26 protein-coding genes are annotated in these 26243 nt (G+C 39.8%); 15 read left to right on the top strand and 11 right to left on the bottom strand.

Features of this window, described 5'->3' with window-relative positions; translation table 11 throughout:
- Positions 1 to 12: 12 nt before the first annotated feature.
- From EAX61_RS13630 to EAX61_RS13615, 4 genes are all read left to right on the top strand, one after another.
- Positions 13 to 438 carry an energy transducer TonB gene (locus EAX61_RS13630; RefSeq protein WP_121918263.1) on the top strand — a complete coding sequence of 142 codons (426 nt, stop codon included), beginning with the start codon at positions 13 to 15 and terminating at the stop codon, positions 436 to 438.
- Between the two features lie 132 nt (positions 439 to 570).
- Entirely contained in the window at positions 571 to 1731 is a 1161-nt protein-coding gene (egtB, locus tag EAX61_RS13625; protein WP_121918262.1) for an ergothioneine biosynthesis protein EgtB, read from the top strand.
- A gap of 34 nt (positions 1732 to 1765) precedes the next feature.
- Positions 1766 to 2734: an L-histidine N(alpha)-methyltransferase gene (locus tag EAX61_RS13620; protein ID WP_121918261.1), complete on the top strand. Its 969-nt coding sequence runs from the start codon at positions 1766 to 1768 to the stop codon at positions 2732 to 2734.
- A 127-nt stretch (positions 2735 to 2861) separates the two neighbouring features.
- The gene (locus EAX61_RS13615) at positions 2862 to 3143 is read left to right on the top strand and encodes a DUF427 domain-containing protein (protein ID WP_121918260.1); all 282 of its coding nucleotides are present in this window, start codon (positions 2862 to 2864) and stop codon (positions 3141 to 3143) included.
- Positions 3144 to 3238: 95 nt separating this feature from the next.
- Here EAX61_RS13615 and EAX61_RS13610 read toward each other — a convergent pair whose 3' ends face one another.
- Together EAX61_RS13610 and EAX61_RS13605 are read right to left on the bottom strand one after the other, a co-directional pair.
- On the bottom strand, positions 3239 to 4393 hold the full coding sequence (locus EAX61_RS13610; RefSeq protein WP_121918259.1) for an MFS transporter: 1155 nt from the start codon (positions 4391 to 4393) through the stop codon (positions 3239 to 3241).
- A gap of 10 nt (positions 4394 to 4403) precedes the next feature.
- Positions 4404 to 5009 (bottom strand): OmpW family outer membrane protein, encoded by a 606-nt coding sequence (locus EAX61_RS13605; protein ID WP_121918258.1) that lies wholly within the window; start codon positions 5007 to 5009, stop codon positions 4404 to 4406.
- Between the two features lie 145 nt (positions 5010 to 5154).
- Between EAX61_RS13605 and kynU the strand changes: the two genes are divergently transcribed.
- The 10 genes from kynU to EAX61_RS13550 all read left to right on the top strand — a co-directional run bounded on the left by kynU (position 5155) and on the right by EAX61_RS13550 (position 15325).
- The gene (gene kynU, locus EAX61_RS13600) at positions 5155 to 6426 is read left to right on the top strand and encodes a kynureninase (protein ID WP_121918257.1); all 1272 of its coding nucleotides are present in this window, start codon (positions 5155 to 5157) and stop codon (positions 6424 to 6426) included.
- A gap of 153 nt (positions 6427 to 6579) precedes the next feature.
- A complete protein-coding gene (locus tag EAX61_RS13595; RefSeq protein WP_121918256.1) occupies positions 6580 to 7194 on the top strand; it encodes an FMN-binding negative transcriptional regulator in 615 nt (204 codons plus the stop codon).
- Positions 7195 to 7407: 213 nt separating this feature from the next.
- Positions 7408 to 8835 carry an FAD-dependent oxidoreductase gene (locus EAX61_RS13590; RefSeq protein WP_283806749.1) on the top strand — a complete coding sequence of 476 codons (1428 nt, stop codon included), beginning with the start codon at positions 7408 to 7410 and terminating at the stop codon, positions 8833 to 8835.
- Between the two features lie 100 nt (positions 8836 to 8935).
- Positions 8936 to 9367 carry a RidA family protein gene (locus tag EAX61_RS13585; protein ID WP_121918254.1) on the top strand — a complete coding sequence of 144 codons (432 nt, stop codon included), beginning with the start codon at positions 8936 to 8938 and terminating at the stop codon, positions 9365 to 9367.
- A 61-nt stretch (positions 9368 to 9428) separates the two neighbouring features.
- Positions 9429 to 9746 carry a GIY-YIG nuclease family protein gene (locus EAX61_RS13580; protein ID WP_121918253.1) on the top strand — a complete coding sequence of 106 codons (318 nt, stop codon included), beginning with the start codon at positions 9429 to 9431 and terminating at the stop codon, positions 9744 to 9746.
- A gap of 36 nt (positions 9747 to 9782) precedes the next feature.
- Entirely contained in the window at positions 9783 to 11276 is a 1494-nt protein-coding gene (locus EAX61_RS13575) for an aldehyde dehydrogenase (protein WP_121918252.1), read from the top strand.
- Between the two features lie 282 nt (positions 11277 to 11558).
- On the top strand, positions 11559 to 12338 hold the full coding sequence (locus EAX61_RS13570) for an SDR family oxidoreductase (RefSeq protein ID WP_121918251.1): 780 nt from the start codon (positions 11559 to 11561) through the stop codon (positions 12336 to 12338).
- A 469-nt stretch (positions 12339 to 12807) separates the two neighbouring features.
- Positions 12808 to 13263, top strand: coding sequence for a DUF1648 domain-containing protein (locus tag EAX61_RS13560; protein WP_121918249.1), 456 nt, complete (start codon positions 12808 to 12810; stop codon positions 13261 to 13263).
- 165 nt (positions 13264 to 13428) lie between these two features.
- Positions 13429 to 14514 carry an amidohydrolase family protein gene (locus tag EAX61_RS13555; RefSeq protein WP_121918248.1) on the top strand — a complete coding sequence of 362 codons (1086 nt, stop codon included), beginning with the start codon at positions 13429 to 13431 and terminating at the stop codon, positions 14512 to 14514.
- 169 nt (positions 14515 to 14683) lie between these two features.
- Complete coding sequence (locus tag EAX61_RS13550; protein WP_121918247.1) at positions 14684 to 15325, top strand: O-methyltransferase; 642 nt, start codon at positions 14684 to 14686, stop codon at positions 15323 to 15325.
- A gap of 80 nt (positions 15326 to 15405) precedes the next feature.
- Here the strand turns inward: EAX61_RS13550 and EAX61_RS13545 are convergent, their stop codons facing one another.
- The 4 genes from EAX61_RS13545 to EAX61_RS13530 all read right to left on the bottom strand — a co-directional run bounded on the left by EAX61_RS13545 (position 15406) and on the right by EAX61_RS13530 (position 19034).
- A complete protein-coding gene (locus EAX61_RS13545) occupies positions 15406 to 16935 on the bottom strand; it encodes a S8 family serine peptidase (RefSeq protein ID WP_121918246.1) in 1530 nt (509 codons plus the stop codon).
- A 210-nt stretch (positions 16936 to 17145) separates the two neighbouring features.
- Positions 17146 to 17706 carry a phosphatase PAP2 family protein gene (locus tag EAX61_RS13540; RefSeq protein ID WP_121918245.1) on the bottom strand — a complete coding sequence of 187 codons (561 nt, stop codon included), beginning with the start codon at positions 17704 to 17706 and terminating at the stop codon, positions 17146 to 17148.
- Positions 17707 to 17985: a twin-arginine translocase TatA/TatE family subunit gene (locus EAX61_RS13535; protein ID WP_121918244.1), complete on the bottom strand. Its 279-nt coding sequence runs from the start codon at positions 17983 to 17985 to the stop codon at positions 17707 to 17709.
- Between the two features lie 74 nt (positions 17986 to 18059).
- The gene (locus tag EAX61_RS13530; protein WP_121918243.1) at positions 18060 to 19034 is read right to left on the bottom strand and encodes a polyprenyl synthetase family protein; all 975 of its coding nucleotides are present in this window, start codon (positions 19032 to 19034) and stop codon (positions 18060 to 18062) included.
- A 137-nt stretch (positions 19035 to 19171) separates the two neighbouring features.
- Here EAX61_RS13530 and EAX61_RS13525 point away from each other — a divergent pair, with 137 nt between their 5' ends.
- Positions 19172 to 20074: a T9SS-dependent choice-of-anchor J family protein gene (locus EAX61_RS13525; protein ID WP_121918242.1), complete on the top strand. Its 903-nt coding sequence runs from the start codon at positions 19172 to 19174 to the stop codon at positions 20072 to 20074.
- An 83-nt stretch (positions 20075 to 20157) separates the two neighbouring features.
- Here EAX61_RS13525 and rlmN read toward each other — a convergent pair whose 3' ends face one another.
- From rlmN to EAX61_RS13500, 5 genes are all read right to left on the bottom strand, one after another.
- Positions 20158 to 21198: a dual-specificity RNA methyltransferase RlmN gene (gene rlmN, locus EAX61_RS13520; protein WP_121918241.1), complete on the bottom strand. Its 1041-nt coding sequence runs from the start codon at positions 21196 to 21198 to the stop codon at positions 20158 to 20160.
- 138 nt (positions 21199 to 21336) lie between these two features.
- Positions 21337 to 22386, bottom strand: a complete 1050-nt coding sequence (queA, locus tag EAX61_RS13515) for a tRNA preQ1(34) S-adenosylmethionine ribosyltransferase-isomerase QueA (RefSeq protein WP_121918240.1) — start codon at positions 22384 to 22386, stop codon at positions 21337 to 21339.
- A 210-nt stretch (positions 22387 to 22596) separates the two neighbouring features.
- The gene (locus tag EAX61_RS13510; protein ID WP_121918239.1) at positions 22597 to 23868 is read right to left on the bottom strand and encodes a 3-phosphoshikimate 1-carboxyvinyltransferase; all 1272 of its coding nucleotides are present in this window, start codon (positions 23866 to 23868) and stop codon (positions 22597 to 22599) included.
- 3 nt (positions 23869 to 23871) lie between these two features.
- Entirely contained in the window at positions 23872 to 24198 is a 327-nt protein-coding gene (locus tag EAX61_RS13505; RefSeq protein WP_121918238.1) for a nucleotide pyrophosphohydrolase, read from the bottom strand.
- Positions 24199 to 24206: 8 nt separating this feature from the next.
- A complete protein-coding gene (locus tag EAX61_RS13500) occupies positions 24207 to 26237 on the bottom strand; it encodes a DUF3858 domain-containing protein (protein ID WP_121918237.1) in 2031 nt (676 codons plus the stop codon).
- Positions 26238 to 26243 lie beyond the last annotated feature (6 nt).

Genomic DNA, 26243 nt, shown 5'->3' with positions numbered 1-26243 from the left:
TTTAATCCCCAGATGAAAAATTTATTAATGATTGCGCTCTTTTTAGTAAGCGCAATAGCCCTAGGGCAACGCACAACAAAACTTAGTCAAGATGGAATCTCAATGAAAGGGAACACGCTCACAATGAGTGAAAACCCTCCTACCTGGCCGGGCTGTAAAGGGTCTAGAACTCAAAGAGGAAACTGCTTTAATCAAAACCTTGCAAAACACGTTGTAAAAGGATTTAAATTTCCTCCAGGACACAAACGAGGTACTAAAGTGACAGTAGCATTTGTGATCGATAAAACCGGAAAAGCTGTTGTAAAAAAAGTAACAGGTGGTAACAAGGCGCTTCAAGATGAAGTAAAAAGACAAATTACCTCCCTACCACAAATGGAACCTGGACACATAGGCGGAACTCCCAAAGAGATTCAATACACGATGCCGTTTACATTTTAAGGTATACTTTTCATATATAAATAGAGCCTTCACGGGCTCTTTTGCTTTTAACGCGGTCTTAACGTGATTACGCTTTCGCGAAAGCGTAAAAAACCCGAAATTTAGAGTGACCACAAACGGTCGCTCTTTTTTATGATCGCTACCCAAACGTTATTGGATTTTTTTCTTGAAACTCGGACACATACCAAAACCATTTGTAAACCCCTACAAATTGAAGATTATGTGGTACAGCCTATTGTAGATGTTTCTCCGCCCAAATGGCATCTAGGGCACACTACCTGGTTTTTTGAAGAATTTATTTTAAAAAATCAGAAAGGCTATAAGCTTTTTAGCGATGATTTTGCGTTTGTTTTTAACAGCTATTACGAGAGCGTGGGAAAGCGCGTAGTGCGCACAGACCGCGGCAATCTATCCCGACCTACCGTGGCTCAAGTATATGCCTATCGTGCGTATGTTACAAATGCGTTACTGGAAGTATTAGAAAAAGAAATCACACCAGAGATAGAAAAACTCGTGACCATCGGTATTCATCACGAGAAACAGCATCAAGAATTGCTCATTACAGATATAAAGTATATTTTGGGCAACAATCCATTAATGCCTGAATATGGAGGTGGGTTACGCTTTCGCGAAAGCGTAAAAAACGCACAACAATGGATTCATATTCCGGAGGGAGTTTATATCATAGGCCACTCAGGCACAGATTTCTGTTATGATAACGAGTTAAGCCAACACAAAGTTTATACACACGAGTATTCTATTTCTAATAATCTAGTCACAAATGCCGAGTGGATAGACTTTATAAATGATGGTGGATATAATAAAACACTCCTCTGGCACGCCGAAGGTTGGGACTGGGTAAATGCAAATGGCATTAAAGCACCAATGTATTGGCATCTTGTAGATAATGAGTGGTATCAATATACTCTAGAAAAAGGACTGGGTAAAATAGACCAAGACGCTCCAGTATCACACATATCGTACTTCGAAGCATTTGCTTATGCCCAATGGAAGGGATTAAGACTCCCCACCGAATTTGAGTGGGAAATCGCAAATAAAAAATTTAATTGGGGTGAGCGATGGGAATGGACAGAAAGTGCCTACCTACCCTACCCTGGCTATATGAAAGAAGAAGGTGCCTTGGGAGAATACAACGGTAAATTTATGGTCAACCAGAAAGTTCTACGCGGTGGCTCAGTAGCAACATCAGACAAACATACGCGTCACACCTATCGCAATTTCTTCCAGACAGGACTGCGCTGGCAATTTACAGGATTGCGCCTAGCCAAATAGAAAGGCAAGAGAATCTTGAACGACAAAACCAACTATGAAAACGGAAACCAAAACAGCATACACCTCATCCTTTCACCGGGAAGTGACCGAAGGACTTACTACTTTTCCTAAATATTTATCCTCAAAATATTTTTACGATAAAGCTGGAGATAAACTCTTTCAGGATATTATGGCAATGCCGTCCTACTATCTTACGGACTGCGAGTTTGAAATCTTGGAAACCCAAAAAGAAAACATTTCCCAATCCTTTGCTAGTGATGACGGTTTTGACCTTATAGAGCTGGGTGCCGGTGATGGGAAGAAAACAAAAATCCTCTTAAAACACCTTATAGAAACAGAGTGCGATTTTGTATATCTCCCCATAGACATTAGCCAGAATGTTCTGGACGGTCTAGAAAGAAGTGTGAATGATGAAATCCCTCGAGTAACTATAAAACCCCAACAAGGCACTTACTTTGAAGTATTGTCAGAGGTGGCAAGCTATAATAGTCGCAAGAAAGTTATAATGGTCCTAGGGTCTAACATAGGGAATTTATTGCACCCGCAAGCCATAGATTTCTTAAGGAATATTAAGGACGCGATGAGTAATAAGGATATGCTCTTTATGGGCTTTGACCAGAAAAAAAATCCGCAGACAATTTTTGATGCTTACAATGATGAGACTGGGATTACTGCTGCTTTTAACAAAAATATACTTCATCGCATTAATCGAGAAATGGATGCAGATTTTAATGTAGACCATTTTAAACATTGGGAAGTTTATGACCCAGAAACTGGAACTGCAAAAAGTTTTCTTGTAAGCACGCAAGCACAAACAGTCGCCATAAATGACTTAGATTTAAGTATAAATTTTGCTCCTTGGGAATCTATCCATACAGAGATCAGTCAGAAATATGATGATGATATTGTAAGTTGGCTTGCAGAAGAATCAGGGCTGGAAATTGTAAATCAGTTCACAGACAGTAAAAAATATTATAAGAATTATCTTTTTAAGAAGAGATAGGACTGCGCTTTTGCTAGAGCTGTGCTTATTCTCGTTTTAATTACGGAATTTAAAAGATAAAAATCAAACAAATTATTAATTGCGATTAGTTAATGAGAATTACACTTTCGCACAAATGTAAAAAAATATGAAAGCCATCTGGAACAACACCATTATCGCCGAAAGTGACGACACCGTACTTATAGAAAACAACCATTATTTCCCTCACGACGCTATAAAAAAAGAATATTTTAAATCGAGCTCCTTGCACAGCACTTGCCCTTGGAAAGGAGAAGCGCATTATTACAGTCTAGAAGTAAACGGAAAAGAAAATAAAGACGCAGCTTGGTTTTATCCAGAAGTGAGTGAACTAGCAAAAGGAATAAAAAACCGCGTGGCGTTTTGGCGGGGTGTGGAGGTTGTATCCTAGAAACTAAAATTTTTAAAATTAACATATAAGGTGCAGAACTCGATCTGCAATTTTCTTTAAGCTTAATAAAACCTTACAAAATATTTTAAGCAGCGTTAAGAATTTTTCATTTTCACAAGCCCCACTAAAGTAGCAATCATACTCCCTACGGCCAGCACCATAAAACTCAACTTTAAGCTAGACATATCTGCCAGAAAACCTACGAGTGGCGGACTTCCTAAAAAGCCAATAAACCCTGCTCCCGCGACAAAGGAAATACCATCAGCACTAGACACGCCTTTCACCTTACCAGCTAGTCGTAGTAACTCTGGAATAACCACAGAAAAACCCAAACCTATGATTGCAAAACCGATAATTGCGGTATAAGTGATTGCAGTAAGAACCAGCATATAGCCTAGCAATGCGAGCGTAGAACCTCCAATTATTATCTTCAAAGCACCAAAACGCTTACTCACACCATCACCAAAAAACCTTCCTAATGCCATAAATAGGGAAAACATTAAAAAACCCATCCCTGCGGTTTTTTCCGAGGTAACTTGTACAACATCTTCCAGATATAATTTACTCCATTGCTCAATCGCTCCCTCACTCCCCATTATAATAAAAGCGATGATGGTCAACCCTAAAAGCGGTTTTAGCAACCCTAAATTCACCTTTCCCTCATTTTCTTCTACTGGGGCTTTGATATGAATGTAGTTTTTGGCTAAGAAGGCATTTGTGATTAAAACTACTACAGCGGCTCCCATTATGTGATACACAGGAACTTCTATGTGGTCAATAATAAAATATCCCACCCCAGCGGCAATCGCGCCACCTATGGAAAAGAAGCCGTGAGCCGAGCTCATAAAATGAACTTCATCTTCGGTCTCAAGGTCAGAGACTAATGCGTTCATAGCAATATCTGTAAAGCAAGAAAAAATACCCACTAAAAATAAGGCTATGCAAAGCAATAAATAAGAAGGTGCCAGCAATGGAAAAATGTATAACAATGCAAAAATTGAGATACCAACAATAGTACTTTTACCAACACCTAAACTTTTAATAACTCTCGAGGCAAAGGTCAAACTCGTAAGTGTACCAAGACCTAGACAAAAAAGTGCAATCCCTATTTCCCCATCATCCAGTCCCAAAGCATCTTTTACCCTAGGTATATATAACACCCAAGTGCCTATCATAATGTTTAGAGAGGCAAAAACCCAGGAGGGGGCAAAATAACGCTTGTTAGCAAGAATAAGAACTAATGAATGCATTCAAGTAAAGTTAGTTACGCTTCCATTTACCTCCACCAAAGTAAAATCCTAAACTCACACCATAATAATTATTTTTAGATGTACCTATAACAACATTATCTAAATCTCGCAAATCAGAAGTAGGAATTAAATTATACTCAAAGCCCAATCGAAACTTATACCAGTCAAAACCAAGTCTAACCAAGCCTCCGGCCTTGCTATCTGTTTTAAGTTCAACGCTTTCGCCTTGAGCGTTTTCTGTTTCAACATTTGCAACCTCGTAATATCCAAAACCAGCGCCTACGAAAGGTGCAAAAGCAGATCCACTTTTATGAAAATAGTAATCAAAAGTCCCAACATACGAACCACTAAAAGCAACTTCAGGCACTGCAAAATCACCCTCGGCATCTTCTCCTATTTCTTTCCCAATAACAGACCCTCCTATTCTCAAACCTACATTCATACGATTATTTAAAGTCCATTTGGGTTCTAGATAAAATGTCAGTCCGTCACTATCCGTATCGGCGATGGCGGCGTAGCCTAGACTTATATCAAATCGAAACTTCCCAGCCTCTTGTCCGTAAGCGTTTCCAAATGCTATAAAAAATAGTCCCAAAATAATTAGAAAATTTCTCATAAGTATAGGTTTTTGTTATGACTTAAAGCTAACCCCTTTATCTGATATAAAAAAACTGCATCTAATGAGACCATAATTTTGAGCAATACTCCTTCATAAATTCTTATTTTTAAAGAATAATCATCAATCGCTAGCCGTATAGAACATGAAGTTTGAAAACAATTACGCTTTCGCGAAAGCGCAAGACGAAAAAGACCCACTTTCTAGCTTTAGAAATCGGTTTTATATTCCAGTAGATAGCGACAACAATGAGCTTATCTATTTATGCGGAAACAGCTTGGGCTGCCAGCCAAAATCAGTCGCCAGTTACATCGAGCAAGAGCTGAATGATTGGGCAGATCTGGGAGTAGAAGGCCATTTTGACGCAGAAAACCCGTGGATGCCGTATCACGAGAAACTGGCAAAACCTATGGCAGATATCGTAGGTGCAAAACCCAGCGAAGTGGTCATTATGAATACGCTCACGACCAACTTGCACCTGATGATGGTCTCCTTTTACAACCCAACACCAGACCGGCATAAAATCATCATAGAAAGTGACGCCTTCCCGTCAGACAAGTATGCAGTAGAAAGTCAGATTAGACAACGAGGGTACGACCCGAGCGATAGTTTACTCCTCTGGCAACCCAGAGCGGGCGAAGAACTCTGTAGACTTGAAGATCTGGAAGCGCTTGTAAATGAGCACGGTGACAGCGTAGCCCTTTTGCTTATAGGAAATACAAATTACTACTCAGGACAGTTTTATCCCGTCAAAGAAATTACAGCACTCGGTCATAAAAACGGCAGCAAAGTAGGTTTTGACCTCGCCCACGGCGTGGGAAACATAATGCCAGACTTGCACGATAATGGACCTGACTTTGCAGTATGGTGTACTTATAAATATTTGAATAGTGGCCCAGGAAGTCTGGGCGGTTGCTTTGTACACGAGCGCCATCACAAAGACAAAAACATTCAGCGATTTACAGGCTGGTGGGGACAGAATAAAGACACGCGTTTTAATATGCGCAAAGGCTTTGACCCAATCCCGACGGCAGAAGGTTGGCAACTATCAAACCCGCCTATACTGAGTATGGCGGCCGTGCGTGCTAGTTTAGACATTTTCGCGGAAGCGGGAATGAAAAACATACGCGCAAAATCTGAAAAACTGACTGGGTATTTAGAGTTTTTAATCAATGACTTGAATAATGATGATATAAAAATCATCACCCCAAGCGACCCAAAACAACGCGGCTGTCAGCTGTCTATTCAAGTAAAAAACGCAGACAGATCGTTACACGATAAACTCACAAAAGCCGGAGTAATTTCAGACTGGCGTGAGCCAGATGTGATTAGAGTTGCTCCTGCGCCATTGTATAATAGTTATGAGGATGTATTTGAGATGGTAGAACGATTAAAGAAAATATTGAAATACAATTAAGTTCCTCACCCACTTTGTGGGTGAGGTGGCAAAGCTTCGCTTTGGCGGAGCGGGGTGTTTTAAGGTAGCGAGTACAAAAAACACCCCACCCTGTCAGAACTTTGTTCTGACATTCCTCCCACAAAGTGGGTGGGAACCCAACGATAAAAGTATATGTACATACCAGAAATCTATAAAAATGAAGACCCAAAAGAAATCAGAGATTTCTTGAGAGCCAACGCATTCGGCATTCTAGTCACAAACAAAGACGGAAAATCCTGTGCAACTCATATTCCTTTAGAACTAGGGACACGAGACGACGGAACAGAAATTTTACACGGTCATATTTCAAAAGTAAACGAGCAAGTAGCCCATTTAGGAAATGGAGCCGAGGCACTTTGTATTTTTAATGGCCCACACAGCTATATTTCGGCGAGTTGGTATGATTTTGAAGAAGTATCTACTTGGAATTACATTGCTGTACAAGTCCGTGGCACCCTCAAAATTCTCGATAAGGAAGGCGTTTATAAATCTATAAAAGCACTCATGGACAAATACGAATCGGGTCAAAAACAGCCGATCGATATGGACAAGCTTTCTGAAAAAACAATGCGCCAAATCAACGGTGTTGTAGGTTTTGAAATTGAAATCACAAGTATAGAAGCCGCAAAAAAGATGTCTCAAAACAGAGATGATAAAAATCACGCAGCGGTGGTAGAACGCTTACGCGAAAATGGGAGTGTTCAAGATAAAGCAGTGGCTGAAGAAATGAAGAAGATGAGGAATTGAGTTCAGAGTTCAGAGTTCTAAAGAATAAAAATTTATGAAGGTTCATAGATTCCAACGCCCCCTGAGCGTAGTCGAAGGGTAAGTTGGAAATGTATCGATACCTCCGGAATGAAAATAATTTAATAACTCCCTCCTTTGAAGAAAGGCTGGGGTGGATGTTCGCAACAGTGAGCACCTATCTGAATAATATTAATTTAGCGCAAGCCGGATGAGATCACCGCCTGCGCGGAGATGACAAAAATGAGCAAACAAGAACACATATTAATCATCGGAGCAGGCTTATGCGGCTCCCTACTCGCATTACGTATGGCGCAACGCGGTTATAAAGTCACACTTATAGAGAGACGTCCAGATTTACGAGAAGTCCACCAAGACGCGGGTAGGTCTATAAACCTTGCGTTATCAGATCGTGGTTTGAAAGGCATTAAGCTTGTAGGCTTAGAAGATCGAGTGCGAGAGTTGTGCATCCCAATGAATGGACGAATGCTACACGACAAGGAAAGTAACACACTTTTTAGTCCGTATTCGGGTCGTACGGATGAGTTTATCAATTCTATCTCGCGTACAGACCTCAACATTATGTTACTTAACGCAGCAGATGAATATGACACATTACAAGTGTTGTTCAACCAAAGCTGCTCAGACGTAGATCTTAAAAACGCAACCGCCACTTTTGTAGATTATCATACTAAAGAAGAGCAAACTATCGCTGCAGACATCATTCTGGGCACTGACGGTGCAGGCTCAGCAGTGCGCAAGAGTATGTATATGAGCAGGGATTTCCTGTTTAGCTTTTCTCAAGATTATCTCGGGCACGGTTATAAGGAACTCACCTTCCCTCCTGCCGAAGATGGTGGTTACCGAACAGAAAAAAATGCACTACACATCTGGCCACGCGGTCGAGATATGATTATCGCGCTTCCTAACCTTGACGGCAGTTTTACAGTCACACTTTTTATTGACTATGAAGACGCCCCAGATAGTTTTGCATCCTTAAATTCTCCAGAAGCTATTACCGAGTATTTTACTCGCCAGTTTCCCGACGCAGTGCCTATGATGCCAGACCTTGTAAAAGATTATGAAGAAAATCCTGTAGGACCTTTAGGAACTATAAAATGCCATCCTTGGAATGCATTTGGCAAAGTTTGTATTATGGGAGATGCAGCGCACGCTATTGTTCCTTTTTACGGTCAAGGGATGAATGCGAGTTTTGAAGATGTGGTTGTTTTTGATGAAACGCTTGATAAATTTGGTGATCAAGGATGGGAAAAGGTGTTTAAAGAATTTGAAAAAACGAGAAAACCAGACACCGATGCCATTGCAGATCTTGCGGTAGACAACTTTCACGAGATGAAAGAGCACACGGCACACCCCATGTTTCAAGAAAAGCGAAAACTAGAAACCGCTTTTGAAAAGGAATTTCCAGAGGAGTACTATTCTAAATATAGTTTAGTAACTTTCAAGGAAGAGATAGGGTATCGGGAAGCAATGATACGCGGACGTGCGCAGAATAAAGCGATTTTAAACTTGTTAGATGATGGAGTTTTACCAGGTACGCTTTCGCGAAAGCAACAACTAGAAGCCGTACTAAAAGCAACTAACGATATACTGCACGATGATGCGGTTCTTCAAAATTTATAACACGATCCCCTCGAGCGCAGTCGAGAGGTCAGTTTACAATAACCTATTTCAGAAGCGATTAATATTCCCGCTTTAGAAAAAATGATAAACAATACTATTTATGTCTAATTCAGAACAAGATTCCCGCCTCCACGGGAATTCAGTAACACCAAGAGGGGCTTACCCACATATAAAACGAGCAGGAGATTTCCTTTTTGTTTCAGGCACCAGTAGCCGGAAAGCAGATAACACCTTTGCCGGCGTAAACGTGATAGACGAGATGGGTACAATGCATCTTGACATCAAAGAGCAAACCCGAGCTGTGCTTAAAAACATAGAAAAAACCCTCAGCACAGCAGATGCTACGATGGCAGATGTGGTCGACGTGACTTCGTTTCTTGTAAATATGAACGACTTTGCTGGGTATAATGAAGCTTATGGCGAGTTTTTTAATAAAGAAACGGGGCCCGCGAGAACGACGGTTGCGGTGCATCAATTACCGCACCCGCATCTGGTGGTAGAGATTAAGGTGATGGCGTATAAGCCGCTTTGATTATGAATTCAATAGCAATGTCCGTTCGAGCGCAGTCGAGAACTCTTTTCATATTAACAATTTGAAAACCTATTACGTTTATATTTTGAAATGTAGTGATAACCTTTTGTATACTGGAATCACAAATGATTTATCTAGAAGATTTGAAGAACATCAATTTGGTAAAAACAAGGATAGCTTCACTTATAAAAGAAGACCTGTAGAACTTATTTGGCACGAAGTATTTAATGATGCAGAACAAGCTATTTCATTCGAAAAGAAAATCAAAAAATGGAGTGCTAAAAAGAAAATAGCTTTAGCAAGAGAAGATTACGATATGATTCAGATTTTGGCAGAATGTCGCAATGCGAGTCATTCTAAATATAAACCTGACTTTTAGTTCTCGACTGCGCTCGAACGGACAACAAATTGAACAATGAAAATCAAAAACTACATAAACGGCGACTTCCAAGATCCACAATCAAACGATTGGCTAGATAATTACGAGCCAGCGTCTGGTAAAGTCTACGGGCAAATTCCTAATAGTGATGCAGAAGATGTTGAGGAGGCAACCGCTTTCGCGAAAGCGGAATTCCCAAAATGGTCCAATACAACACTCGAAGAACGTAGTCGTATCCTAATGAACATCGCAAATGGTATTGAGTCGAGACTGGACACACTTGCCGAAGCCGAAAGTAGAGACAATGGAAAACCGCTGTCACTTGCCAAAACTGTAGACATCCCAAGAGCTGCGAGTAATTTTAGATTTTTTGCGCACGCCATTGCGCAGTTTGCTTCAGAGAGCCACGAGAGTGTTGGGTTGAAAGCCATGAATTTTACATTGCGCAAGCCGTTAGGTGTGGTGGGATGTATTTCACCGTGGAACTTGCCTTTATATTTATTCACTTGGAAAATTGCACCAGCCATCGCCGCAGGAAATTGTGTAATAGCGAAACCAAGCGAAGTCACCCCAATGACAGCCTACTTGCTAGGTGAAATTTGTACAGAGGCTGGATTACCTCCAGGAGTACTTAATATCGTTCACGGTCTAGGAACCACTGCCGGACAAGCCATTCTTGAACACCCAGAAATTAAAGCGATTAGTTTTACGGGTGGCACGAAAACTGGCGAACATATAGCACGTACTTGTGCGCCTATGTTTAAAAAGCTCTCACTAGAGTTAGGAGGAAAAAATCCTAATTTAATCTTTGCCGATTGTGATTACGATAAAATGCTCGCCACAACGCTGCGGAGTTCATTTGCAAATCAAGGCCAGATCTGCCTTTGCGGAAGTCGGATTTTTGTGGAAAGATCGCTGTACACTTCTTTTAAAGAAGATTTTGTTTCTAGAGTTAAAGAATTGGTTGTTGGACATCCCTTCACTTCGGCTACGCTCAGTGGGCGGGAAAAACCTGCAACGTTCAGTGTACAGCAGAAAGTTGACTTGGGTGCGCTTGTATCAAAATCACATTTAGAAAAAGTAGAAGACTATATACACAATGCAAAAGCCTACGGAGGAACAGTATTATGCGGCGGAAAACGCGTTAGTGTTGAGGGATATGAGGGAGGCTATTATCTAGAACCTACGGTGATTGAAGTGACAACAAATGATTGTAAACTCAACCAAGAAGAGATTTTTGGACCTGTAGTAACGATTATGCCTTTTGACAACGAAGAAGAAGCTTTACAGCTTGCAAATGGTACCAAATATGGACTTTCTGCGACCGTGTGGACAAAGGATTTAGATCGTACGATGCGATTGAGCGATTCTCTCCAAGCAGGAATCGTCTGGGTAAATACGTGGATGAATCGGGATTTACGCACGCCTTTTGGTGGTGTAAAAGCGAGTGGTGTCGGGCGTGAAGGAGGATTTGAAGTGCTACGATTTTTTACGGAGGCTAAGAATGTTTGTATTTCTTATAGTCAGTAGAATTTAGTTGGTTGCGAGTAGGACAGAAACCTTTCGGTTTCTTGGGAGGACGCTGCGCTGGGAGATTTTGAAAACTAGCATTTTTAACCTGCGAGGTTTTGCCGTGGTCATCCGGCGTAGTCGAGATGTAGGCAACCTTGTAAGTTGGGATGAAACAGTTACATATTTATTTAAATATGAGTCGTCTTGAGTAGTTTACTTTGCTACGCTCGACGGGAGAAATTAGTAACAAAAAAATACGCCAAAGCGGGATGAGATTCCCGCCTTTGCGGGAATGACAATATGGAATTAAACTTAAAAAACAAAAACGCTCTAGTATGCGGCTCGACCGCAGGAATAGGACTCGCGACAGCAATGGGACTTGCCGAGGAAGGAGCAAATGTAACTCTCGCCGCACGGACTGAAGAAAAACTTAAAGCTGTACTCGCCGAGCTTCCTAATAATGGAACTCAAAAACACAGCTACGTCGTAGCAGATTTCACAAATCCGCAGGCGGTGGCAGATGCCGTTTCGGCGACGGGGAATGTGTATCATATTTTGATAAATAATACTGGCGGACCTCCTGGTGGACCTATTGTGGATGCAGACGTAGACGCTTTCGCGAAAGCGTTTACACAACACCTACAAACCAATCACCTGTTAACTCAAACCGTAATCCCAGGTATGAAAGCCGAAGGGTATGGACGGATTATCAATGTGATTTCTACCTCGGTAAAACAACCACTGGACGGACTGGGCGTGAGTAATACGATAAGGGGTGCGGTGGCAAACTGGAGCAAGACGATGGCAAATGAATTGGGACAATTTGGGATCACAGTAAACAACGTGCTTCCAGGCGCAACGGCAACAGGCAGACTTTCTGAAATTATCAAAAATAAAGCAATGAAGACTGGGAAGTCTACAGAGGAAGTATCGCGAGCAATGGCAAATGCTTCGCCTGCAAAACGATTTGCACAACCAGAAGAAGTTGCAAATGCAATTGTATTTCTTGCTAGTGAGGCAGCATCTTTTATTAACGGGATTAACTTGCCGGTAGATGGTGGACGGACTAAAAGCTTATAAATGCCAAAAGATTATAATCAGAACGTAGACCTAGAAAAACAAGATAGGACAATACGACGTGTGCTAGCGCAAGTCCTTATTCCTATTTTCATACTGATTATAGCTTTAGGTTACTTAAGAGATAATTATTTTAGAGACACAGAAAATGAGTATTTGAAGATAAGAAATAAGGAATATAGATCAATAATTAGAAGTCTTGGAAATGCTAATCAACAAGGACCAACGAGAATTATATTCATAAATAATTACGCTCAGTATGAAATACCTTTTTATATATACGAGGAGTTGAGTGTTGGGGATTCGATAATTAAAAATCGTGGTTCGAACTTTGAATTGTACATTAAGAGTAATGGTGATACTATCTCGAGAGATTTAAACAGCTTTTTAAGATCTAAGTTATGAAGTAGGTAGCAATTTTTTAATGCCTTTAAAATTGCACTAACCCTATAAGCCTGAATATTTATTTGATATGAATTACACTAAAATTTTATGGACTTTAGCAATTATCATCACCCTTCTCGGCTTTGGGATGATTGCGGTGCATTGGAGCCAACTTCCCGAGCAAGTGCCTATGCACTTTAATTTGCAGGGAAAAGCAGACCGCTGGGGTGACCGAAGTGAGATTTTTATTTTACCTATTATTAATATTTTCCTATGCGGACTCATGTATTGGATTTCTAAAAATGCAATGACCATAAATCCTCATAAGCTCGGTGCCAAAAATGAAAGGCAATTGCAATTATCACGCATTATGATTGCCGAAATGACAGTACTTTGCACCATTCTTTTTACAGCAGGCGTTTACGAGATTATGGTTTTATCAGTTACTGGTGATACCCGATTAAGCGGACTTATATTACCACTTCTGGGAGTAGGTTTTTTAGTGATATATGGCTTGTATTTTTATCGATTAAAATGGAAATAATGGAGCTGACACTCTATTGTAAACTCAAAAGACCTGACAGGCTTTAAAAACCTATCAGGTCTGAACCACATAAAACTTTTAATAATTGTATTTTTAAGAACTAAACATATCAACAGCGGATGAGATTTCCGCCTTTTATAAATACGACTTTAGCGTATCGCGGAAATGACAAAAAAACTTAGAATTAACGGCCACTCGCATCTCCTTCCTTATCCAGAGGAAATTCCTCAGTTTATGAAGGATAAGGGGATTTTTTGGGTAGATAAAGATCGCAAGTTTATGCTTCAGAAAGACTGGAGTCGCCCGGTGACTGACTCTAGTTTTTTCTTACACGAGAAGCTAGAATGGATGGAGCGTAACAAGGTAGACCACGCCGTGGTTCTTAACCTTTCTCAGCTTTATGGCAATGGCCTGCGATTAGAAGAAATGAAGCAGGCTTTGAAGTTTCAAAATGATTTTAATGCACGTGTACAGAAAGAGCATCCCGATAAATTTACAACAGGTTTTGTGGTACACCCAGGCTTTGTACGCGGTGCGCTTTGGGAAATAGAACGTTGTGTAGAGGTATTGGGAATGGATTTGTTATGTCTTCCCACACATTATATGGACACGATTGGGACTTGGCGTTGTATTTTTGACGAAGAAAACGAGCCTATTTTTGAGCTTGCAAGCAAATATAATCTTGCCGTAGAGGTTCACCCTTATGATGGCGAGAAGTTTATAAAACTGGAAAATACGAGTTGGCGTTTCCATCTCATCTGGATGCTGGCGCAATGCGCAGACGCCTATCATTTTATGACGCTTAATGGTTATGCACAAAAATTCCCGGGAATGCGTGTTTGTTTTGCTCACGGTGGTCAACTCGCACAAATAAACCTAGGTAGAAGAATTCAAGGTTTTGATGGAAGACCAGATCTCTTTGAAGGAAAAGTGCACCCGAGAAAATCTGTAGGACATCCCAATATCTTTTTTGACACCTTAGTACACGATACGAATAGTCTCAAAATGGTGATTGAAAATCAGGGAGCAAAACAAGTCGTAATGGGTCTGGACGACCCGTATCCACTAGGAGAAATGGAAAGTATTGATCAAAGTAGTTATCCTGGTAAAATATTAGATCTAGCTTTAGACCGCAAAATTATAAATGCCACAGAATACGACCAGATTTGGGATGATAATGTGGTGCAGTGGCTATACGGGAATGATGACAAACGTAAGGAAGCGTTTCGAAAAAGGATAATGGGTGGTTGAGTTCAGAGTTCAGAGTTCAGAGTTCAGAGTTCAGAGTTCTAAAATTTATTTAAATATTTGCTTCATCTTTCAAATTTAGACGACATTAAACTTAAGATTCCTGTCTTTACGGGAATTAGATACATTGAGATTTCCGCCTGCTCGGAAATGACAAAAAAAAACACTCTGAATGCACTTTCTTCCAGAAAAACTAGACGACTACGTTGTTACTCATTCGGCACAGGAGCCTGAGCATCTTGAGGCGCTCACACGAGAAACATATCAAAAAATATTACAACCACGTATGCTCTCTGGAGCCTATCAGGGTCGAGTGCTATCTATGATTTCTAAGCTGGTGCGTCCCAAAACAATTTTGGAAATTGGCACGTTTACGGGGTACAGCGCACTATGTTTGGCAGAAGGACTACAGAATAATGGAATACTACATACCATCGACATAAAAGAAGAACTTGTAGACTTCCAGCGGAAACATTTTGATAAGTCTGCTTTCGCGAAAGCGATACAACAACATTTAGGACCTGCTTTAGAAATTATTCCAACGTTAGAAGTAAAATTTGACCTTGTTTTTATAGATGCAGACAAGCGAAATTATATCAATTACTTTAACACCATAATTCCAAAAATGAATTCCGGCGGAATTATTCTTTCTGACAATGTTTTATGGAGTGGAAAGGTAGTTGAACCTGTAGACGAAAAAGATATAGATACAAAAGTGCTTCTAGCGTACAATCATTTACTTAATGAAGACCCAAGACTGGAAACAGTATTGTTACCCATACGTGACGGACTTACGGTAAGTAGAGTCCTATAGTTTCTTTTCCCTTTACAAAAGCGCAATCATCAGAAAGCCCCACAATTGTGGGGCTTTTCATTTTTAAATACGAAGATTTCTTACTGCACCGCAAGATTTGCGTCTATATTTCCGTAGCCATAGTTGTTGTCTTTATAAGGATATAAATCTGCGCTCTGACGCAATTTATTTAGAACCTGTGTTCTACTCCACGAGGGGTGTTTTGCCCATACTAGCGCTGCAATCCCTGCCGTGGTTGCTGTTGCAACAGAAGATCCTCCTACATAATCATTATCTCCATCATAAAAACCTAAAGTGACTCCAGTACGGCCATTATCATTATCACGTTCCATTACGACTGTAAATTCAATCTGACTCCCATCGTGACAGGTATCACATTGATTATAACCCATTGCATCTGTAATTCCTGTTACTGCAACAGTCTCGCTCATACTTGCTGGAAAAATTACGGGATACCAGTTTGTAAAATTGAGAGATGTGCCTCCGGCAGCAAAGATCAATTTACCTCGATTATAAGCATATTTTACCGCATCTCTCACATTACCTATACTCCAAGGATATCCTACAGACATAGAAATAATCTTCACATCACTTCTATTTCCTAATGCTTTCAGAGCATCAGATACACCCTTGCGCTCATGATAATCGTTGAGTACAACATCTTCTGTAGCGCGATAGGAAACAAGGTTAGAATCATACGCTACTCCTACTGGCATATTCTCATCGTTACGTGGGGCCGCGATTGTTGCCGCCATACTCGTACCGTGACCGCACTTGTCATTAGGTCCGTCATAGTTATTAGACCACCACCACGGAGAATCGATAAATGTTCCATATTTCTGAACGGTTCTACTATTTATAGAAAAGCCATCTGTAAACTCGCTTCCCAATTTGGGCTGACTGGCAGAGAGTCCCGTATCAATTACACCTACGGTAATACCTGCTCCCGTACTTAGGCTCCAAGCTTGCTCAATATTGTGTCTGTCAAAGGTCCAAGACACAAGCGCATTAGGAGCCACCGTTCTATAATCTGCAGCTAGAAGGTTTGCTCCATCAAAGTTACAACCACTGCTAGACTTTACCGCGGGTCCTTGCGCGGGTTTAAGTTCATAAAATGAATATCCATTGGGCTCCAAATACCGAATATCTGGCGTAGCGCGCAGGGTGCGTATAGTTTCTAATGATGTGACTTGTATATCTATTACATTCAGCACATCGTCAGCAATGTATTTTACAGCGCTTTTAGTCAAGCCTTCGCTAGCAGAAACAACATTTACAATGTCATCCTGGATGTTTTCTAGTCGAGTACTTTTTGCTTCTCTAAAACTCTCACCTTCTCCTCCGTAACCTACGGTTATGAGTTCGTGACCGTGCACTGCGGCGCTCCACAAAACATTTGCTGGTGCATCATCCCAAGAAAAGCTACCTTTTTCAGAAAAAGACTTATCGATGTAAGTGTTTATTTGCTCGATGGTAAGGAATGTGTCTGATTCTTGCGAGAGTGTTTCAACATTCAGGTCAAAAGTGCCGTAGTTTTGGATTTCATCCTTTTGACAGGAAGTAATAATTATTGTGGCCGCGAGTGCCAGCAGGGATAATTGTGTTTTCATAGAGAGTGGTTTTTGTTTAGAATGACAATATATTAAAAGATTCCAAACAGAATAGCTTCTCTGTAATCATATTATCAAAAAATGGGTCTTTTTACTACCACTTCCTCACAATAAACCCTTTTAAGATGCGGATTCTACCCTTAATTAAATGTTTTGATGAGACTTACGCTTTCGCGAAAGCGTACTTAAACCCCTGCTTATAGAAAAGCTTTAACCGTTTTCAAACAATAAATGCTTACCAAGAAAACGCCAAATGAGATTTGCAAAAAGTGTCCCAACGAGCGCACCTACCAAAATATCTCCCGGATAATGCACACCTACGAAGATGCGACTCAATATAAAAAGCAGCGGCCATATATAAAATATATACACCCACTTAAAACGTTGTCGGAGTGCCAATACTACAAAAGTCGTCACGGCAAAAGAAACTGCCGAATGTCCAGAAAAGAAACTAAAATTATCTGGTGTTTGTAGTATACGGATGAGGTCTGCAAGTTCTGGGGTATTATTGGGGCGCAGGCGACCGACTATATTTTTTGTGATATTTGTAGCGGCGAGTGTTACAGCAAAAGTTAATAAGGTGAGACCAACTGCTATAAGTGCTTTCTGCCACTTAAATACGACAAAGAACAGACTAAAGAAGAGTAGATAAAGAGGTGTCCAATGTTCTATTTGAGTTACAAAAATCCAGAAAGAATCGTGATCATCAATCCCGAGACTGTTAAGAAAAACAAAGAGTTCTCTATCCCACCGATTGAGCTGCTCCCACATTTACAGGTTTCTTTTTACGGGCCCAGTAATGTCATTTATATCTTCCTTTGCCTTGTCTATCTCTTTACGGATGTCTTTTGTAACATCTATATCAATACCGTTCTTCTCTGCACTCTTAGTAATTTCTGATTTTATGTCATTAGTTGCGTCCTTGAGTTGGCGCATACCTTTCCCCAGTCCTCGTGCGATTTCTGGAACTTTATCTGCGCCAAAAACTATTATCACTATAAATATGATAAAGGCAATCTCGGTGCCGCTTATAAAGAGTGGTAGTAACATAATGCAAAGATATTTATTAAGTAGAGAAGTACAAGTGAGCAAAGTTTATTATTAAGACCTCATTGCCTGAAATCTTATTTTTTACGTTCAATGACATAATTAACCATTAATTCTAGCGAATCACGATACGGTGATTTTGGGAAACCAAGAAGGATCGTTAATGCTTCCTGCTGTAATGCTTTCATTTTTGTCACGGCATATTCGAGCCCTCCATTTTCTATAACAAATGTGATTACCTCCTTTACGCGCTTCTTATCTAGGTTATGATTTTTAATACTATTTATAAGCCACTTTTTGTCTTTAGCGGTAGTGTTATTGAGCACATAAATTAATGGTAAGGTCATTTTTTGCTCCTTGATATCAATTCCAGTAGGTTTTCCTATTTTTTTGGTCCCATAATCAAAAAGATCATCTTTTATTTGAAAAGCCATTCCTATAAGCTCTCCAAATTTACGCATAGGCTCAACAGCTTCTTTTGCGTGCACGGCGCAGGCGCCCAAGGAACAGCAGGCTGCAATGAGCGTTGCGGTTTTCTGGCGGATAATTTCAAAATATACATCTTCTGTTATATCCAGGCGTCGTGCTTTTTCTATCTGTAAGAGTTCCCCCTCGCTCATCTCACGTACAGCAACAGAAATAATCTGGAGCAAATCAAAATCCTCATTGTCTATAGACAACAAAAGTCCTTTAGATAATAGAAAGTCACCTACTAGGACTGCAATTTTATTCTTCCACAATGCATTAAGAGAAAAGAAACCGCGTCGCCTATTGCTATCGTCTACTACGTCATCATGTACTAGTGTAGCGGTATGAATAAGTTCTATAACGGAGGCTCCTCTATATGTCCGATCATTTACTTCTCCTCCCCCAAACATTTTTGCTACAAGAAATACGAACATAGGTCGCATTTGCTTTCCCTTACGGTTTACGATGTAGTGAGTTATCTTATTGAGAAGTGCTACTCTAGACTGCATAGAAAGTGCAAATTTTTTCTCAAAAATTTCCATTTCGTAAGCAATGGGCTCTTTAATTTGTGCAACGACTTTCATAGGTTTGTAAAGATAGAGAATACAGCCTATACTTCATTTTGAAATTATTGTAAGCACTATGTTAAATTAGTAGTAATACTTAACTTTTATCATTAACTTTCCTTTTTAAAAATTTAACCTAATTTAAAACAAACTGAATGATGAAAAAAATTACTCTTATTGCTGCAATATTTGCAGTTTTTACTATGAATGCTCAAGATGTTATACTTGAAGAGGCGTTTGACGATGCAACAACTTTGGAAGGGGCTGGTTGGACTTTCTCTAATGCAAGTGATATGGCAGATGCAGCCGCTATCTGGAGACAAGGCGCTGATAATATCTTTGAATCTCAAGAAGGAGAACCAACTGCCTACCTATTGGCAAATTTTCAATCTACTACAGGTAATGCTGCGACAGGTTTTACGATTAGTAATTGGGCAGCTACTCCCACATTAATGTTACAAGACGGAGACGAATTAACATTCTTTACTAGAAGCACAACTGGTCAAGATGGAACTACTGTATTCCCTGACAGATTAGAAGTACGCTTAAGTTCAGACGGTGATGATTCAGAATTACCAACTACATCTGACGAAGTTGGAACTTATGAAACACTTTTACTCGAAATAAATCCTGACTTGAATACAACTGACTATCCGTTGGACTGGCAGGAATTCACGGTTACTATTTCTGGATTAACCGATGAAACTGCTGCTCGCGTGGCTTTTAGATACTTTGTTACTGATGGTGGTCCAGGTGGTAATAATTCTAACGCAGTAGGTGTTGATACTCTTACAATAACGGACAATACTTTAAGCTTAGATGATAACAACATTGCTGGTTTCACACAATTCCTTGATACAAACTCAAACCTTAACTTACGTGCAAACGTAACTTTAGAGAATGTTGCCCTTTTTAACATCGTAGGACAGCAAGTGGTAAATAAATCACTTTCTTCTAACAATGAGACCGTAAACCTTTCTGACCTTAACGCTGGCGTTTACATCGCTCGTGTAAGTGTTGCTGGACAAACAGAAACATTTAAGATTGTAAAGAGATAATTTTACAACTTATAATATATTGAAAAAGCGACCCGAGGGTCGCTTTTTTTTATTGGTATACTTTATATCCTCTCTAAGAAATATTAAGACTTGTTAGCCAGTTGTCCGCAAGCTGCGTCTATATCTTTCCCTCGAGAGCGACGTACAGTTACTGTTACTCCATTTGCCTCTAAAACGGTTACGTAATGATCTATGATCTCTGGAGCTGCTTGTTGGAATTGTCCGTCATCTATTGGGTTATACTCTATTAAATTTACCTTGCTGGGCACAGCTTTACAAAATTCCAACAACGCATCTATATCTTCCCGTCTATCATTTATCCCACCCCAAACGATATATTCATAGGTAATACGTTTACCTGTTTTCTCATACCAATATATTAATGACTCTTTTAAATCTTTAAGTGGCATCTGCTCGTTAAAGGGCATTATCTCGGTACGTACCTCATCTAGCGCCGAGTGTAAAGAAACTGCAAGGTTAAAACGCACTTCCTCATCTGCCATTTTTTTTATAATCTTAGGCACTCCAGAAGTTGAAACGGTTATTCGTTTAGGAGACATCCCTAGACCTTCTGGATCGGTGATTTTATCTATTGCCTTGAGTACGTTGTTATAGTTCATTAATGGCTCGCCCATTCCCATAAAAACAATGTTAGAAAGGGGACGGTTAAAATACAATTTACTCTGTCTATCTATAAGTACAACTTGATCTACAATCTCATCTGGATTCAGGTTGCGCATACGTTTGAGTCGCGCTGTGGCACAAAATTTACAGTTTAGGCTACAGCCTACTTGAGAAGATACACAAGCGGTCGTACGTTTGTTTGTGGGTATGAGTACAGACTCTACGGTTAATCCGTCATGTAATTTTACAGCATTTTTAATCGTGCCATCATTACTACGTTGCATTTGATCTACAGCGACATGGTTTATGACAAAATGTGTATCCAGCATCTCTCTTGTTTGTAACGAGATGTTTGTCATATCCTCAAAGGTATGAGCGCCTTTTTGCCAGAGCCATTCGTACACCTGATTGCCACGAAAGGCCTTATCTCCCTCGCTTACAAAAAAGTCACGCAGTTGCTCTTTTGATAATGCTCGTATGTCTTTTTTCTTTATCTGCACAGGGCAAAAGTACGGGTTTTTAGTGGGTAGTCTATAGTCAGAAAACGTAATGGATTTTTCTTCTTTTCTTTTCGCGAAAGCGTACTAAAAAACCCAGCACAACTGTACTGGGTTTCAATTTAAAAATTTAGGTACAGATTAGATGATTAACATCGCGTCTCCGTAAGAATAAAACTTGTATTTCTCTTTGATTGCCTCATCATAAGCTCTCTTCATAAAATCGTGCCCTGCAAATGCAGAAACCATCATTAATAACGTAGACTTAGGCGTATGGAAATTTGTCACCATACAGTTTGCAATGCTAAAGTCATATGGCGGAAAGATGAATTTATTTGTCCATCCACCAAATTCGTTTAAGGTATTTGAACTTGAAACAGAACTTTCCAGCGCTCTCATTACTGTAGTCCCCACGGCACAAATACGACGCTTTTCTGTAAGTGCCTTATTTATGGTCGCAACAGTATCTGCTCTTACATAAGCTTCCTCACTATCCATTTTATGCTTAGAAAGATCCTCCACCTCAACAGGGCTAAACGTCCCCAAACCTACGTGCAAGGTCACCTCTGCAAAATCTACTCCTTTAATTTCAAGACGCTTTAACAGGTGCTTTGAAAAGTGAAGCCCAGCAGTAGGAGCCGCAACTGCACCTTCTTCTGTAGCATAAATTGTCTGGTAGCGCTCTTCATCCTCCGGCTCAACTTCACGCTGAATGTATTTAGGCAAGGGTGTCTCTCCCAGCTCTGTTAACTTCTGACGGAATTCTTCGTAAGAACCGTCATACAGAAAACGAAGTGTACGACCTCTGGATGTTGTGTTATCTATAACCTCTGCTACTAACGTTTCATCATCTCCAAAGTATAGCTTGTTCCCAATACGAATCTTACGTGCAGGATCTACAAGTACATCCCACAGACGTGTTTCTGGATTAAGCTCACGCAACAAGAAAACCTCGATACGCGCTCCAGTTTTTTCCTTATTCCCATAAAGACGGGCAGGAAAAACCTTCGTATTATTTAACACCATCACATCTTTCTCATCAAAGTAGTTGATAAGATCCTTAAATTGTTTGTGCTCAATAGTCTGTTCCTTTCGGTTGAGGACCATAAGACGGGATTCGTCACGGTTTTCTGCGGGACGTTCGGCTAGGAGCTCTTCTGGTAAGTCAAAATGGAAGTGTGATAGTTTCATTAAATAGCGTGTGTTTTGAGTTTAAGTGGTGTTTTAGGTTTACGCTTTCGCGAAAGCGTACTCACCTTCCCCCTCTTATTATTTACAAAGTTGCAAATATACAATCTCGCGATAGGCGTTGTCAAGTATTTTGGGCATTAATACGGCGTACATCACATATATTATGCTTTAGTCCACCTGAATTACCAAAAATATCTTCGGAAGAGTGGCCTAAACTTGCTCTGTCAAGAATCCAAGTTGCTCAAGATCACTCCAAAAATCTGGATAGGATTTTGAAACAACACCGGCATCTTCAATTTGTAACGGCACGAGCATTGCCAAAGGTGCAAAGGCCATCGCCATCCTATGGTCGTGGTAAGTCGCGATAGAAACACCAGATGTAAGCGGGGTAGTTTGAGCCTCTAAATGCAAACTATCGTTTGTAACTGTAATGTTGCCACCTAACTTTGATATTTCTTCACGTAGCGCCTCTAGCCTATCGGTTTCTTTGATTTTTAGGGTGTGAAGTCCCGTAAGATCGCAGGAAATACCGAGACCTAAACAAGTCACAGCAATGGTCTGGGCAATGTCTGGGCATTTAGATAAATCTAACCTAATCTGCTCTGGGAAATTAAAATCTTCAATTAAAGAAAGATTCAATTGATGCCCCGCAATTTTAGAATACACCCCTAATTGCGCGTAGATAGACTGAAGAACGGAGTCTCCCTGAAGACTATCTTTTTTATAACTGGAAATGGAAATAGTTGAATTTGATTGGTTTTGCTTTTGCGATTTATCTTGAGCTTGTCTCGCAGAGAGCGCGACGATACTAAAATAATAGGACGCACTACTCCAGTCTGACTCGACGACTATTTTCTTAGCCGGCAGTTTCTGTTTTAGCGATTGAATCGTAATTATTTGATTTTTAAATGAGCCCTGAATACCGACATCCAGAAGTAAAGCAAGCGTCATCTCGATATAGGGTATAGAGGTGATTTTTCCTTCCAAATGTATCTCAAGTCCTTCCGGTAAAGCTCCTCCAATGAGCATTAATGCAGAGATATACTGGCTACTCACATTTGCCTGCAGGCTTACCTTCTTTTCTTGGAGTAATTTTCCCTTAATGCGCAAAGGTGGGTAGCCCTCATTATTTACATACGAAATATCTGCTCCTAGAGTTTGGAGTGCCTCTACGAGTATTTTCATAGGGCGTTCCTGCATACGTTCGCTTCCCGTAAGTACGGTTTTTCTACCTTCTTGAATAGAGAAATATGCGGTAAGGAAACGCATCGCTGTACCTGCGTGATGAATATTCACCGTTTCTTGAGTGGATGCTAGTGCTTTTTGCATCACAGCAGCGTCATCACTATTAGAGACATTATCTATGGTAAGATTATCAAAAAGCGCTTGTAGAATGAGCAATCTATTAGATTCACTTTTTGAACCTGTGATTACAATTTCGGCTGGTGGCAACACAGTTTTATGAGAGACTTTTAATAACATAGCCTATTTTAATTTCTCATTATTATGATGCCTATCGTGGTCTCTTTTAGTCTTAATATCCAGTTTTTTGTCAAAAGCTTCTTGCAGATTTACTCCCGTTTGATTTGCAAGACACAATACCACGAACATCACATCTGCCAGCTCCTCGCCTAGATCTTTATCCTTATCGCTTTCCTTCTCGCTCTGTTCCCCGTAGCGACGGGCGATAATACGGGCGACCTCTCCTACTTCCTCAGTAAGTTGCGCCATATTTGTGAGCTCGTTAAAGTAACGTACGCCGTGATTTTTAATCCACTCATCTACGGCTTTCTGGGAATCTTGAATGTTCATAAAATAATTTAATCTTGAACCTTTGAAAGTACGATTTTCTCAGCTTCTTTTTCAATTATTATGTCATAGAATGATTTCAAGTCTCCATAGTAACTTGAACTTACTAGAAACTTATTAATTGTTCTTGTAATTGCAATTTGCAAATTTCCAAAATTTTCTGAAACTTGGTATTTATAACTACCAATACCTTCTGCTGTGTTCAAGGATATGGATTCTGGCAATGAGTTTACTTTATAACCGTCAGGGATTTTTATTTTGATTATGTAATTTTCTTCCTGAGGAAATTCAAAATCGATAGGTAGCAAGCGTGTATCTGCTTTTAGAAAGTTATGATCCATTGTAAGAAATAGTCCTGGGGTTACATACAATTTACTTTCCATATCCTCAATATCATCTTCTAAAATAACATCGTAGTTTATACCTAATGGTTTATAAATATCAGATAGTTCACTAAACTCTAAATTTTTTAAATTATCAATGGAGTGATGATCGGATAAAGCTTTATTTTGATCCTCTAATGTTCTGTTTGTAAGCTGATATCTAAATTTGTTAGCCCAATGACCCGAATACCTGCTTTTTACTTGAGCAACGACGTCAATTTCAGGGTTGATACTAGCGTTTATTATTACTTGGTGTATCGCTTTTTCTGGATCAAGCCCAATAGTTTCAGAAGTCCCATCCTCCTGGACTAATCGTCCATACCAATTTATTAATTCTGGACGTAATTGATTAGGAACTCCCATTTTATCAGTTCCATCCAAGAGAATTGTGTTGCCCCCAATATTTGCAGCGGCAATAACAAAGTCAAATCCAGATAGGGTCGGAAATAATGGAACGCCGTTGCTCTTAGTGCTTAAAAGTATGGGTGCAGAATCAATGTTTGCATATTTAAGCATACTGACCAACATCAAATTGATGTCTGCAACATTTCCAGATTGGTCATCGTAGGCTTTAGAAACTCCATTTTCGGCATAAGCTCCATATACACCATTCCAATTCATTCTATTTTTTACATATTCAAAAATTCGAATGGTTTTCTCCAAAGGGTTTGAAATATTAGAAATAAGATTATCGATGTCTTTTTCAAAAAATCGAGACTTTTCTAATTGACTCCCAAAATCTGAGGAAAAATAAATAGACTCTGCAACGCTCTCCCAATTTTTGGAATATCTTTTTATAGGCGAATTAGGTAAATTGACTTGAGCGAGTTCAAATTCTATTCCAAACCGATATGCTGAAATATTTGGAGCGAGGGGTTCGCTTCCTAAAGAAGCCACATTGTCCACATCAAGACGGTAAACATTTTCTGATAATTCTATAGCTTCATTAGATCTGTTTGTCACAGAACTGGGCAACCTACCTGACGTGCCCGCTCTATTTGTGCTAGTATAAGTATATTTAAGCGTCCTAGGGACTCTCTCTTGAGCAATATCATATTTCGTCCATCCGTAGATATAAGGCTTGTAAGAATGCCATTCTAAGGAATTGAATTGAAAATCTACTTTTTTGATAGGAATATTTTCCTGCAATGTATATTTCCCCATTTTTCCTATAAAGGGAGTGTTCAATATGTAACTTACTTCGATAACACTTCCTTCCTTTAAAGCAGGCATCGTAAATGTCTTTTCTTCTCTGTATTTGTTGATTTCTTTATCAAAAATGTCCTTATTTTTTAATTTTTCTTTTTCCACTTTCTTTCCCTCAAGATTATAAGTAAAAGCCTTCAAGCCTTCGACACTCTCCTTCAATCTTCCTGAATTTGAATATGGAATACTTATTGTTCCCCAATTATATCCGTCTCTGTTATAAATTTTAATTCGTTCGTGTACTTCTGTCCTTGCAACGAATCCGTTGTCTTGAGAGTAATTAAAGCTTGTGCGCATTCTTCTATACAAAATAGCCGCATTTGCATCATTCTCGAGAGGATGTTTATTTTCCATTAATTCCTCTTTAGAAACCTTTCCAAACCTATAATCTTGGGCTATTGAAAATTGGATCATAACCACTGAAATAAGTACTCCTAGTAATAGTTTATTCATAATATT

Origin of the sequence: Dokdonia sinensis, assembly GCF_003688895.1 — a bacterium.
GTDB lineage: Bacteria > Bacteroidota > Bacteroidia > Flavobacteriales > Flavobacteriaceae > Dokdonia > Dokdonia sinensis.
This window is presented reverse-complemented; position numbering and strand designations above follow the sequence as displayed.